Source organism: Streptomyces sp. NPDC026515 (genome assembly GCF_055567595.1).
Genome location: NZ_JBVHQD010000007.1, coordinates 331328 through 344235, shown reverse-complemented (window position 1 = coordinate 344235; position 12908 = coordinate 331328). Strand labels below are relative to the sequence as shown.

The 12908-nt window shown below is 69.9% G+C and carries 9 protein-coding genes; 4 read left to right on the top strand and 5 right to left on the bottom strand.

The genetic code is table 11. The annotated features are described in order from the left end of the window. Positions 1-34: 34 nt before the first annotated feature. Positions 35-1621 carry a Na+/H+ antiporter gene (locus ACZ4O3_RS16980; protein ID WP_362720017.1) on the top strand — a complete coding sequence of 529 codons (1587 nt, stop codon included), beginning with the start codon at positions 35-37 and terminating at the stop codon, positions 1619-1621. Positions 1622-1700: 79 nt separating this feature from the next. Continuing rightward, positions 1701-2441, top strand: a complete 741-nt coding sequence (locus tag ACZ4O3_RS16975; protein WP_384989577.1) for an SDR family NAD(P)-dependent oxidoreductase — start codon at positions 1701-1703, stop codon at positions 2439-2441. A gap of 15 nt (positions 2442-2456) precedes the next feature. Here the strand turns inward: ACZ4O3_RS16975 and ACZ4O3_RS16970 are convergent, their stop codons facing one another. After that, positions 2457-3569 carry a mechanosensitive ion channel family protein gene (locus ACZ4O3_RS16970; RefSeq protein WP_467722856.1) on the bottom strand — a complete coding sequence of 371 codons (1113 nt, stop codon included), beginning with the start codon at positions 3567-3569 and terminating at the stop codon, positions 2457-2459. A 102-nt stretch (positions 3570-3671) separates the two neighbouring features. Between ACZ4O3_RS16970 and ACZ4O3_RS16965 the strand changes: the two genes are divergently transcribed. After that, complete coding sequence (locus tag ACZ4O3_RS16965) at positions 3672-4241, top strand: dienelactone hydrolase family protein (protein WP_362720012.1); 570 nt, start codon at positions 3672-3674, stop codon at positions 4239-4241. Between the two features lie 7 nt (positions 4242-4248). Here ACZ4O3_RS16965 and ACZ4O3_RS16960 read toward each other — a convergent pair whose 3' ends face one another. From ACZ4O3_RS16960 to ACZ4O3_RS16945, 4 genes are all read right to left on the bottom strand, one after another. Continuing rightward, positions 4249-5919, bottom strand: a complete 1671-nt coding sequence (locus ACZ4O3_RS16960) for an alkaline phosphatase D family protein (RefSeq protein WP_467722721.1) — start codon at positions 5917-5919, stop codon at positions 4249-4251. Positions 5920-6024: 105 nt separating this feature from the next. Then, positions 6025-6867: a thioredoxin domain-containing protein gene (locus ACZ4O3_RS16955; RefSeq protein WP_362720007.1), complete on the bottom strand. Its 843-nt coding sequence runs from the start codon at positions 6865-6867 to the stop codon at positions 6025-6027. Between the two features lie 99 nt (positions 6868-6966). Further along, positions 6967-7659 (bottom strand): hypothetical protein, encoded by a 693-nt coding sequence (locus ACZ4O3_RS16950; RefSeq protein WP_384989571.1) that lies wholly within the window; start codon positions 7657-7659, stop codon positions 6967-6969. Between the two features lie 67 nt (positions 7660-7726). After that, positions 7727-9085, bottom strand: a complete 1359-nt coding sequence (locus tag ACZ4O3_RS16945; RefSeq protein ID WP_362724839.1) for a DUF2252 domain-containing protein — start codon at positions 9083-9085, stop codon at positions 7727-7729. Positions 9086-9318: 233 nt separating this feature from the next. Here ACZ4O3_RS16945 and dnaE point away from each other — a divergent pair, with 233 nt between their 5' ends. Beyond that, a complete protein-coding gene (gene dnaE / locus ACZ4O3_RS16940) occupies positions 9319-12858 on the top strand; it encodes a DNA polymerase III subunit alpha (protein WP_362724842.1) in 3540 nt (1179 codons plus the stop codon). Positions 12859-12908 lie beyond the last annotated feature (50 nt).

Sequence of the window (12908 nt, the reverse complement as noted above, 5' to 3'; positions counted from 1 at the left end):
CGCCGTGTGATCGTCGACTCCCGGAGCGCTGGCCGTGGATCAGTTGGCCCTGTTGTTCGTGCTGCTGCTCGGGGCTCTGGTGAGCGTCCCGGTGGGAGACCGGCTGGGGCTGCCGGCGCCCGTGCTGATGACCCTGTTCGGGATCGTCCTCGCGGTGGCCGACTTCGTGCCGAACGTGAACATCCCGCCCGAGCTGATCCTGCCCGCCCTGCTGCCGCCACTGCTCTACGCCGCCGTGCGGCGAACCTCCTGGCGCCAGTTCACGGCCAACAAGCGGCCGATCTTCCTGCTCGCGGTGGCCCTGGTGTTCGTCACCACGGTGTGCGTGGCCGTCGTCGCCGGCGCGATCGTGCCCGGGCTGCCGATCGCCGCAGCCGTGGCGCTGGGCGCGCTGGTCGCCCCGCCCGACCCGGTCGCCGCGACCGCCGTCGCCGGGCAGCTCGGCCTGCCGCGCCGGCTGGTGTCGATCCTGGAGGGCGAAGGCCTCTTCAACGACGTCACGGCCATCGTCCTCTACCACGTGGCGATCGCCGCCGTGGTCAGCGGCACGTTCTCGCCCTGGGGGGCCGGACTGGACTTCCTCCTCTCCGCCGTGGTCGCGGTCGCGGTGGGGCTGGCGCTCGGCTGGGGCGCGAACAAGCTGATGGCCGTGCTCGGCGACGCGACCCTCCAGATCGGCCTGACCCTGCTGGTCCCGTACGTCTCCTACGTCCTCGCCGAGGAACTGCACGGCTCCGGGGTGCTCGCCGTGCTGACCACGGCGCTGTTCATCGCCGAGTACGCCACCGACGCCGACGACGTACTGACCCGGCTCGCCGGATACACCTTCTGGGACATCGTGGACACGCTGGTCACCGGCGTCGCGTTCGGGCTGATCGGCCTGGAGCTGCACAACGCGATCCGTACGGCGTCCGGCCGCTGGGGCGAGCTGCTCGGCTGGGCGGCCGCGACGGTGGGCGTGGTCGTCGTGGTCCGGCTGGTGTGGCTGCTGCCGGCGACCTGGCTGACCAAGCGGCTGCACGCCCGGCGGGACTACGACGAGGAGATCCCGACCAGCTGGCGGGAGACGGTGGTGATGTGGTGGTCCGGGATGCGCGGAGTGGCGTCGGTGGCGCTGGCCCTGGCCATTCCCCTGAAGACCGAGGACGGAACCCCCTTCCCGGACCGGGACGAGATCGTCTTCATCGCGTTCGGTGTGATCATGGCGACCCTGGTCCTCCAAGGGCTGACCCTGCCCTGGCTGGTGAAGCGGCTGGGGGTGCGGGCCGACACCGACCAGGAGAAGAAGTTCGAGAAGGAACTTGCGCTGCGGGCGGCGAAGGCCGCACGGCGGCGGCTGAAGGAGATCGAGCAGGTCGAGGACCTGCCGGAGGACGTGACGGAGCAGATGCTGCGGCGGGCCTTCGAGATCGGATTCCGGATCAGTCCCGAGGTGGTGGAGGGCGAGCGGCGCGAGGGCCACGACAAGCGGGCGAAGCGGTTGAAGCGGCTGCGGCGGATCCAGCAGGAGATGCTGAGCGCGGCCCGGCACGAGGTGCTGGCGGCGCGGAGCGAGCAGGGGGCCGATCCGGAGATCGTGGACCGGGTGCTGCGGCACCTGGACGTCCGCAGCCTGCGCTGATCACCTGACGGTCATACGAACGTACGGCGGTTGTGGATATCCGAAGGCGGGGTCGGCGGGGCCCTCGTAGTCTCGGATCATGGCTCGGAACATTGTGATCAGTGGTGGAGGAACGGGGATCGGGCTCGCCGCGGCGCGGGTGTTCGCCGCCGACGGGGACCGGGTGCTGCTGCTCGGGCGGCGCAGAGAGGTGCTGGAGCGGGCGGGGGTGCCGGGAGCCGAGTGGCGTGCCGCCGATCTGGCCGAGCCCGCCGACGTCCGGGATGTGGCACGGTACGTCGCCGACGAGATCGGTACCGTGGACGTGCTGATCCACAGTGCCGGCGGCAACGCTGCGTTCGCGCCGGACGCGGAGGCCGGGGACCCGCTGGACGCCGTCGCCCGTACCTGGACGGGCAACTTCCGGCAGAACACGCTCTCCGCCGTCCTGCTCACGGAGGCGCTCAAGGACCGGCTCGCCGACCCCGGCGGACGGGTGCTGTTCCTCAGCTCCATCGCCGCCTACCGGGGCTCGGGGTCCGGGTCCTACGCGGCCGCGAAGGCGGCCCTGCATCCCTACGCCCACGATCTGGCGCGGCAGCTGGGGCCGCGTGGGGTCACCGTGAACGTGGTCGCGCCCGGCTACGTCGAGGACACCGGGTTCTTCGGCGGCCCCCTCGAGGAGGAGCGGCGGGCCCGGCTCGTCGCCGAGACGGCGACCGGGCGGGCCGGCATACCGGGTGACGTCGCCGCCACCCTGCACTGGCTGGCCTCCCCGGCCGCCGGGCACGTCACCTCGCAGATCGTCCAGGTCAACGGCGGCGCCGAGCGCGGCCACTGACGCGGAGGGCAGCGGTCAGGCGCCGCGGCCGGTCCGGGGCGGCTCGTGCAGGCGCCGGGGGGCCGTCCCGTCCTGGGAGGGGATGATCCCGCCCGGGGGCAGGACCGCGTCGGCCGTGTTGACCCGGGGCAGGGCGTAGGGGTGCTCGGCGGTCAGCCAGGTGATCATCTGTTCGCGGACGGTGACCCGGACCTTCCAGACGTCGTCCGAGTCCTTGGCGGTCACCAGCGCCCGCACCTGGATCGTGTTCGGCGTGGAATCGGTGACGACCAGGCTGTAGTCCCGCCCGTCCCAGGCGGGGCACTCGCGCAGGATGTCCCGGAGCTTCTCGCGCATCGGCTCGACCGGTGCCGTGTGGTCGAGGTGCCAGTAGACGACGCCGGTCATCTGCGGGGTGCCCCGGGACCAGTTCTCGAAGGGTTTGGAGGTGAAGTACGACACCGGCATGGTGATCCGGCGTTCGTCCCAGGTCCGTACCGTCAGGAAGGTCAGGGTGATCTCCTCGACCGTGCCCCACTCGCCGTCGACCACGACCGTGTCGCCGAGGCGCACCATGTCGCCGAAGGCGATCTGCAGCCCCGCGAACATGTTCGACAGCGTGGACTGTGCGGCCACACCGGCGACGATGCCGAGGATTCCGGCGGAGGCCAGCAGCGAGGCGCCGGCCGCGCGCATCGCGGGGAAGGTCAGCAGCATCGCCGCCACGGCCACCACGCCGACGACCGCCGTCACCACCCGCATGATCAGCGAGACCTGGGTGCGCACCCGGCGGACCCGGGCCGCGTCGGTGTGGCCGCGGGCGTAGCGGGTGTAGGAGGACTCCACGATCGCCGCCGCGATCCGCACCACCAGCCAGGCCGCCGACCCGATCAGCACCAGGGTCAGCAACTGGCCGACGGCGACCCGGTGGCCCAGGAGCAGCTCGGCCTGGTCGTAGGAGCCTCTGAGCAGGGCGGCGCAGAGGACCAGCTGGTAGGGGATGCGGGCGCGGCGCAGCAGACCCCACAACGGTGTCTCGGTGTGGCGGTCGTCGGCCTTGCGCAGCAGCAGGTCGGTCGCCCAGCCGATCAGCAGGGTGAGGACGACGGCGCCGCCGACGACGATCAGCGGGCGGAGTGCGTTCTCCATGTCCATGGGATCGAACGTAACCAGAACGGCGGGGTCCTGAACATGCCGGACGGTGTCGAGGGCGTCACACGGACCGTCCGGGCGGGCTGGCACCATGGGCGCATGAACATCATGCTCTTTCACTCGACCTATGGCCTCAGGCCCGCGGTGCGCGAGGCCGCGGACCGGCTGCGTGCCGCGGGGCACGAGGTGTGGACGCCGGACCTCTTCGAAGGGCGCACGTTCGACACCGTCGAGGAGGGCATGGAGTTCAACGAGTCGATCGGCAAGGACGAACTGCTGAAGCGGGCCGTGCTGGCGGCGGCGCCCTACTCGGAGCGCGGACTGGTGTACGCGGGGTTCTCGCTGGGCGCCTCGGTCGCGCAGACGCTGGCGCTCGGCGACGAGCGGGCGCGCGGGCTGCTGCTCCTGCACGGCACCTCGGACATCGCGCCGAACGTCGCGGTGGACGAGCTGCCGGTACAGCTGCACGTGGCCGAGCCGGACGCCTTCGAGACGGACGACTGGCTGAGCGCCTGGTATCTGCAGATGGGCCGGGCCGGCGCCGATGTGGAGATCTACCGGTACCCGGGCGCCGGCCACCTCTACACCGACGCCGGGCTGCCCGACTACGACGAGGAGGCCGCCGAGGCCACCTGGCGGGTGGCGCTCGGCTTCCTCGACACGCTGTAGGGGACGGCTACACCGGGTCGTAGGTGCGCTCGACCTTCTGGGTGCCGCTGCGGGTGCGGTACGAACGCTCCCAGGACGAGGTCGCGTCGGCCTTCGTCTTGTCGGAGAGGACGTAGTAGTCCATCTGCGCCCGGGCCGCGGTGATGTCCAGGATGCCGTAGCCGTGCCGGTCGGTGTCGACCCAGTGCACGTGGCGGTTGGCCAGCTGGATGATCGGCGCGGCGACGGTGGAGACGACCCCGGGGGAGACCTTGAGGATGTCGTCCAGGTTGTCGGAGGTCACCGAGGTGACCACGAACTCCGTGGCCGCGGAGGCGGAGAGCGGGTAGGTGCCGGCGTCCACCGGCACGTCGTTGGCCCACGCCATGTGGATGTCGCCGGTCAGGAACACCGTGTTGCCGATCGCGTTGGAGCGCAGGTGGGCCAGCAGCTCGCGGCGGTCGTCGGTGTAGCCGTCCCACTGGTCGGTGTTGAGGGCGAGGCCGTCCTGCGGCAGGCCGAGCAGCTTGGCGAGTGGCTTCAGCAGGTCGGCGGAGAGCGAGCCGATGGCGAACGGCGAGATCATCACCGAGTTGCCGACCAGGCGCCAGGTGGTGTCGGAGGCCTTCAGGCCGGCCTTCAGCCAGTCGAGCTGGGCGCGGCCGGTGATGGTGCGGTCCGGGTCGTCGACCGAACCGCTGCCGGTGGAGACCTGCTGGGAGCGGAAGGAGCGCAGGTCGAGCAGGGAGAGGTCGGCGAGCTTGCCGAAGCGCAACCGGCGGTAGGTGGTGCCGGCGATGGCCGGTCGGACCGGCATCCATTCGAAGTAGGCCTGCTTGGCGGCCGCCTGACGGGCCGTCCAGGCGCCCTCGGTGCCCTCGGTGTGGTTCTCGGCGCCGCCGGACCAGGAGTCGTTGGCGAACTCGTGGTCGTCCCAGATCGCGATGACCGGCGCCTTGGCGTGCAGGGCCTGCAGGTCGGTGTCGGTCTTGTACTTGCCGTGGCGTATGCGGTAGTCGGCGAGGGTGATGATCTCGTGGGTCGGTGCGTGTGGGCGCACCACGGTGTCGCGGGTGCCGTACTCGCCGGTGCCGTACTCGTAGATGTAGTCGCCGAGGTGCAGCCACGCGTCCAGGTCGCCGCGGGCCGCCAGGTGACGGTAGGAGGCGAAGTAGCCGGCCTCCCAGTTGGCGCAGGAGACGACTCCGAAGCGCAGGCCGGAGACGGCGGCGTCGGCGGCCGGTGCCGTGCGGGTGCGCGCGACGGCGGTGTCGGTGCCGCTGGCCGAGAACCGGAACCAGTAGTCGGTGGCGGGGGCGAGGCCGCGGATGTCGGCCTTGACGGTGTGGTCGGAGGCGGCGGTCGCGGTGACGGAGCCGCGGGAGACCACGTGGGTCAGCGCCTTGTCGGTGGCGACGACCCAGCTGACCTCGGTGTCGGCGCCCGCGCCGGAGCCCGGGGTGGCGTCGGCGCTCGGGGTCACCCGGGTCCACAGCAGGACGCCGTCGGGCAGCGGGTCGCCGGAGGCGATGCCGTGCAGGAAGGCGGGGGCGTCGGAGGCGGCCCGGGCCGGCAGCGCGGCGGTGAGCGGGGCGGCCAGGACAGCCGTCGCCGCCGCGGCCTTGACGACCGTACGGCGGCGCGGGGAGAGGGAGTTGACACCCTCGGAAGCCTGAGTTGATCTGTATCGACTGGTCACGTCCGGTCAGGTTACTGACTGGTACGAACAAGAGCAGGCGAACCGGTGAAAGTTCGCCTGCTCTTCACCCGGAGCTGGTGCCGGACCTGTGCACAACCGCCCTGTTCACGCCTTGAGGGCCGCGTCCACCACGGAGTTGAAGGCCTCGACCGTCATCGGCGGGTTGCCGTTGGAGTCGGCCGTGAGCATCTTGCCGTTCATGACGAAGCTCGGGGTGCCCGTCACGCCGTCCTTGTTGGTGTCGAACGTCTTCGACATGGCCAGCGCCCAGGCGTCGTACTTACCAGTGTTCACCGCGTCCTGGAAGGACTTGTTGTTCTTCAGGGCCGGTACCGTGTCGGCGACCTCGATGAGGTACTTGTCGCTCTTGAACTTGTCGTCGTCCTCCGACGGGTGCCACTTCGTCGAGTACAGCGCGGTCTTGTACTCCAGGAAGGCCTCGTCGCTGACGTTCAGTGCGGCGCCCATGGCGCTCAACGCGTTCTTGGATCCCTCGCCGCGTGTACCGATCTTGTCCTTGCCGAGCGAGTCGCCGTCGAGGAAGGTGCCGCCGATGTACTGGATCTTGAACTTGCCGTCGTCGATGTCCTTCTTCACCGTCGGGCCGACGGTCTGCTCGAACTGGGCGCAGATCGGGCAGCGCGGGTCCTCGTAGACCTTGAGGGTCTTCGGGGCGGTGGACTTGCCGATCACGACCGTGGTGCCGTCGGTGCCCGTGGTGTTGGCCGGGGCGACCACCTTGGCGGACCTCTCGTCCTCCCAGTAGCCGGGCTTGTTGGCCTGGACGACGGCGTAACCTATGCCGCCCGCCGCGGCCAGCACGGCCACGACCGAGCAGGCCACGATGACCTGGCGCTTGACCTTGGCGCGCTTGGCCTGCTTCTCGCGCTCGACGCGCAGTCGCTCCCGGGCCGCGTTCTTGGCAGCCGCGCTGTTCCGCTTGCTCATGTTGGTGATCTCCATAGGGGACGCGCACATGTCGTACGCGGGATACGTGTGGGGGACTCGTCGTGCTCGAACGAGGGGTGTGCTCGCGCCGGAGGACGCTCAGCCGAAGGACGGCGCGAGCGCCCGGGAGCACGGCGGTCCACGCCGTCCCAGGGAGTGCACGAGGACCGGGTTGCGGGCGGTGGCCGTGCGCGGCGCCGGACGCGGCAGCCGCCGTACCGGAGCCGGCCGCACCGTGCCCGCGGCGACCGCGAGGAGCAGCGGGCGGAAGGTGGTGGCGGCGACCGCGCGCAGCAGCTGGGTCAGGGCGCGCTCGCCGCGGCGCAGCCAGGCGGCGGCCAGCAGGCCGACGCCGACGTGCGCGGCCAGCAGCAGCCAGGCGGCGGTCGGGTCGGCGTGGGCGAGGGCCGCGGCGGCCCGGGAGCCGCCGGTCATCTGCGCCAGCGGGGTGCCGACGGCGCCGCCGTGGCACAGCACGTCGAGACCGACCGCGCGCAGCGGGCCGGCGACGGGGCCGCCCGCCCGGCCGTAGCAGGCGTGCTGGCCGGTGGTGAAGACCGTGTCGGCGGCCAGCTCCAGCGGGACCAGCAGGGCCGCGATCCGGCCGAAGCCGCGCTCGCGGGCCGCCAGCGCGTACGCCGTGAGGAACACGCCGGCGGCGACCGCTGCCACCGTGGTCAACGGCAGCGGGGCCCGGGACAGCAGCACGTGCGACGCGGTGCTGAGCGTCACGACGAAGGCCGTGAACAGCGCCGCGCGCACGGCTCTGAGCTGGGTCCCGGATATGTCCATAGCGGTGGAGAGTCTGTCACGTACTCATGTAGGGGACCCCTAAAAGGTCCCTGTGAATCCGCGAAGGTTACAGGCCTGGAATCCGGCCGTTGCGGAACAGGTCGACGAAGATCTGGTGGTCGGCCCGCGCGCGTGCGCCGTAGCTGTGCGCGAAGTCCACGAGGAGCCGGTCGAAGCCCGCGCCGTTGTCGGGGTCCGCCGCGATCGCCGCGTCGATGGCCCGCTCGGTGGAGAACGGCACCAGCGACTCGCCGGAGGTGTCGTCGGCCGCGGAGTGCATCGACGCCGTGGCCCGGCCGAGGTCAGCGACGACCGTCGCGATCTCCTCCGGGTCGTCGATGTCGGCCCAGTCCAGGTCCACCGCGTACGGCGACACCTCGGCGACCAGCTGCCCCGAGCCGTCCAGCTCGGTCCAGCCCAGCCACGGGTCGGCGTGCGCCTGGAGGGCACGCTGGGAGATCACCGTGCGGTGGCCCTCGTGCAGGAAGTAGTCACCGATCGCCGGGTCCGTGATGTGCCGGGAGACGGCCGGGGTCTGGGCCTGCTTGATGTAGATCACGACGTCGTTCTCCAGGGCGTCCGTGGCGCCCTCCAGAAGGATGTTGTACGACGGCAGGCCGGCCGAGCCGATGCCGATGCCGCGGCGGCCGACGACGTCCTTGACGCGGTAGGAGTCCGGGCGGGACAGGGACGACTCCGGAAGCGTCTCCAGGTAGCCGTCGAAGGCCGCGAGGACCTTGTAGCGGGTCGCCGCGTCCAGCTCGATCGAGCCGCCGCCGGCGGCGAAGCGGCGCTCCCAGTCGCGGATCTCCGTCATCGAGTCCAGCAGCTCGAAGCGGGTCAGCGAGCGGGCCGCGCGCAGCGCGCCGAGCAGCGGGCCCTCGGCGCTGTCCAGGGTGAACGGCGGGACCTCGTCGCTCTTGGCGCCGGTCGCCAGCGAGTGGATCCGCTCCCGGTACGCGCCCGCGTACACCTCCACCAGCTCGGTGATCTGCTCGTCGCTGAGCGCCTTCGCGTACCCGATCAGCGCGATGGAGGCGGAGAAGCGCTTGAGGTCCCAGGTGAAGGGGCCGACGTAGGCCTCGTCGAAGTCGTTGACGTTGAAGACCAGGCGGCCGTTGGAGTCCATGTACGTGCCGAAGTTCTCCGCGTGCAGGTCACCGTGGATCCACACGCGCGAGGTGCGCTCGTCCAGGAACGGACCGCTGTACGGCCGCCCACCGCCCCGCCCGGCGTTCTCGGCGTCCACGTCGTGGTAGAAGAGCGCCGCCGAGCCCCGGTAGAAGGCGAAGGCCGAGGCCGCCATCTTCCGGAACTTCACGCGGAACGCGGCCGGGTCGGCGGCCAGGAGCTCGCCGAAGGCGGTGTCGAAGACGGCGAGGATCTCCTCGCCGCGCTGCTCGTCGTTGAGCTGGGGGACCGACATCGCTGGGTGCCTCCTGGTACGGGTGATGCGTGACATGTGGGGCGGATCTCTCCTCCGGGCCAACGTGCGAGGGTCCGGGGGAGTGCCCGCCTTCTTCGCCTGAAGGTACGCGGGGCGGTGGGCGGATTGTCAGTGCCGAGGCATAGGATTTCGCCGTCCCACCAGACTGTCCGCAGTCGGTCCGCAGTCGGTCGGAAGATCGTCGACGCCTGTTTCCTCTGGAGGCCGAAACCGTGTCAAAGCCGCCGTTCACGCACCTGCACGTCCACACCCAGTACTCGCTGCTGGACGGTGCCGCGCGGCTGAAGGACATGTTCAACGCCTGTAACGAGATGGGCATGACGCACATCGCCATGTCCGACCACGGCAACCTGCACGGGGCGTACGACTTCTTCCACACCGCGCAGAAGGCCGGAGTCACCCCGATCATCGGGATCGAGGCGTACGTCGCCCCCGAGTCCCGGCGCAACAAGCGCAAGATCCAGTGGGGCCAGCCGCACCAGAAGCGGGATGACGTCTCCGGCTCCGGCGGTTACACCCACAAGACGATGTGGGCCGTGAACAGCACCGGCCTGCACAACCTCTTCCGGCTCTCCTCCGACGCCTACGCCGAGGGCTGGCTGCAGAAGTGGCCCCGGATGGACAAGGAGACCATCGCCCAGTGGTCCGAGGGGATCGTCGCCTCCACCGGCTGCCCCTCCGGCGAGCTCCAGACCAGGCTCCGTCTCGGCCAGTACGACGAGGCACTGAAGGCGGCCGCCGACTACCAGGACATCTTCGGCAAGGACCGTTACTTCCTGGAGCTGATGGACCACGGCATCGAGATCGAGCACCGGGTCCGCGACGGCCTCCTGGAGATCGGCAAGAAGCTCGGCATCCCGCCGCTGGTCACCAACGACTCGCACTACACGTACGCGCACGAGGCGACCGCCCACGACGCCCTGCTGTGCATCCAGACCGGCAAGAACCTCTCCGACCCGGACCGCTTCAAGTTCGACGGCACCGGCTACTACCTGAAGTCCACCGACGAGATGTACGCCATCGACTCCTCGGACGCCTGGCAGCAGGGCTGCGCCAACACCCTCCTCGTCGCCGAGATGGTGGACACCACCGGCATGTTCGAGGCCAAGAACCTCATGCCGAAGTTCGACATCCCCGAGGGCTACACCGAGGTCACCTGGTTCAAGGAGGAGGTCCGCCGCGGGATGGCGCGCCGCTTCCCCGGCGGTGTCCCGGAGGACCGCCAGAAGCAGGTCGAGTACGAGCTGGACGTCATCATCCAGATGGGGTTCCCCGGCTACTTCCTCGTGGTCGCCGACTTCATCATGTGGGCCAAGAACAACGGCATCGCGGTCGGCCCCGGCCGAGGCTCCGCGGCCGGCTCGATCGTCGCGTACGCCCTGGGCATCACCGACCTCGACCCGATCCCGCACGGTCTGATCTTCGAGCGGTTCCTCAACCCCGAGCGTGTCTCCATGCCCGACGTCGACATCGACTTCGACGAGCGCAGGCGCGTCGAGGTGATCAGGTACGTGACCGAGAAGTACGGCGCCGACAAGGTCGCCATGATCGGCACCTACGGCAAGATCAAGGCCAAGAACGCCATCAAGGACTCCGCGCGGGTGCTGGGCTACCCGTACGCGATGGGCGACCGCCTCACCAAGGCGATGCCCGCCGACGTCCTCGGCAAGGGCATCGACCTGGACGGCATCACCAACCCCTCGCACCCGCGGTACAACGAGGCGGGCGAGATCCGCGGGATGTACGAGAACGAGCCGGACGTCAAGAAGGTCATCGACACCGCCAAGGGCGTCGAGGGCCTGGTCCGGCAGATGGGTGTGCACGCGGCCGGCGTGATCATGTCCAGTGAGCCCATCGTGGACCACGCCCCGATCTGGGTGCGGCACACCGACGGCGTGACCATCACGCAGTGGGACTACCCGCAGTGCGAGTCGCTCGGCCTGCTGAAGATGGACTTCCTCGGCCTGCGCAACCTGACGATCATGGACGACGCCGTCAAGATGGTGAAGTCCAACAAGGGCATCGACCTCGACCTGCTGGCCCTGCCGCTGGACGACCCGAAGACCTTCGAACTCCTCCAGCGCGGCGACACCCTCGGCGTCTTCCAGTTCGACGGCGGGCCCATGCGCTCCCTGCTGCGCCTGATGAAGCCCGACAACTTCGAGGACATCTCCGCCGTCTCCGCGCTCTACCGTCCCGGCCCGATGGGCATGGACTCGCACACCAACTACGCGCTGCGCAAGAACAAGCTCCAGGAGATCACCCCGATCCACAAGGAGCTGGAGGAGCCCCTGGAAGAGGTCCTGGCCGTCACCTACGGCCTGATCGTCTACCAGGAGCAGGTGCAGAAGGCCGCGCAGATCATCGCCGGCTACTCGCTCGGCGAGGCCGACATCCTGCGCCGCGTGATGGGCAAGAAGAAGCCCGACGAGCTGGCGAAGAACTTCGTCCTCTTCCAGAAGGGCGCCCGCGACAAGGGCTTCAGCGACGAGGCCATCCAGGCCCTGTGGGACGTGCTGGTGCCCTTCGCCGGATACGCGTTCAACAAGGCGCACTCCGCCGCGTACGGCCTGGTCTCCTACTGGACCGCCTACCTCAAGGCGAACCACCCCGCCGAGTACATGGCCGGGCTGCTCACCTCGGTCAAGGACGACAAGGACAAGTCGGCCGTCTACCTCAACGAGTGCCGCCGCATGGGCATCAAGGTGCTCCCGCCGAACGTCAACGAGTCGGTGCACAACTTCGCCGCCCAGGGCGACGACGTGATCCTCTTCGGCCTGGAGGCCGTGCGCAACGTCGGCACGGGCGTCGTCGAGTCGATCATCAAGGCCCGCAAGGCCAAGGGGAAGTTCGCCTCCTTCCCCGACTACCTGGACAAGGTCGACGCCACCGCCTGCAACAAGCGGACCACGGAATCCCTCATCAAGGCGGGCGCCTTCGACGCCCTCGGGCACACCCGCAAGGGCCTCACCGCCCAGTACGAGCCGATGATCGACAACGTGGTGCAGGTCAAGCGCAAGGAGGCCGAGGGCCAGTTCGACCTCTTCGGCGGGATGGGCGAGGAGGACAGCAGCGAGCCCGGGTTCGGCCTCGACGTGGAGTTCACCACCGACGAGTGGGACAAGACCTATCTGCTCGCCCAGGAGCGGGAGATGCTCGGTCTGTACGTCTCCGACCACCCGCTCTTCGGCCTGGAGCACGTGCTCTCCGACAAGGCCGACGCGGGCATCGCACAGCTGACCGGCGGCGAGCACGCCGACGGCGCGGTCGTCACCATCGGCGGCATCATCTCCGGCCTCCAGCGCAAGATGACCAAGCAGGGCAACGCGTGGGCGATCGCCACCGTCGAGGACCTCGCGGGCTCCATCGAGTGCATGTTCTTCCCGGCGACCTACCAGCTCATCTCGACCCAACTCGTCGAGGACGCGGTCGTCTTCGTCAAGGGCCGCCTCGACAAGCGTGAGGACGTGCCCCGCCTGGTGGCGATGGAGCTGGCGATCCCGGACCTGTCCGCCGCGGGCGCCAACGCACCCGTGGTCCTCACCATCCCCGCCACCCGGATCACCCCGCCGATGGTCAGCCGCCTCGGCGAGATCCTCAGCCATCACAAGGGCGACAGCGAGGTCCGCATCAAGCTCCAGGGCCCGACCAAGACGACCGTGCTGCGCCTGGACCGGCACCGGGTGAAGCCGGACCCGGCCCTGTTCGGCGACCTGAAGGTACTGCTCGGCCCGTCCTGCCTGGCCGGATAGGTGCCCTGCCGGGCCGGACAGGCTTCTGCCCGGCCCGGCCCGGCCCGGAG

Excerpts from the sequence above, each read along its gene's own strand:
- ACZ4O3_RS16975 (WP_384989577.1), top strand. The coding sequence starts at position 1,701 with ATGGCTCGGAACATTGTGATCAGTGGTGGAGGAACGGGGATCGGGCTC.
- ACZ4O3_RS16970 (WP_467722856.1), bottom strand. The coding sequence starts at position 3,569 with ATGGAGAACGCACTCCGCCCGCTGATCGTCGTCGGCGGCGCCGTCGTC.
- ACZ4O3_RS16965 (WP_362720012.1), top strand. The coding sequence starts at position 3,672 with ATGAACATCATGCTCTTTCACTCGACCTATGGCCTCAGGCCCGCGGTG.
- ACZ4O3_RS16955 (WP_362720007.1), bottom strand. The coding sequence starts at position 6,867 with ATGAGCAAGCGGAACAGCGCGGCTGCCAAGAACGCGGCCCGGGAGCGA.
- ACZ4O3_RS16950 (WP_384989571.1), bottom strand. The coding sequence starts at position 7,659 with ATGGACATATCCGGGACCCAGCTCAGAGCCGTGCGCGCGGCGCTGTTC.
- ACZ4O3_RS16945 (WP_362724839.1), bottom strand. The coding sequence starts at position 9,085 with ATGTCGGTCCCCCAGCTCAACGACGAGCAGCGCGGCGAGGAGATCCTC.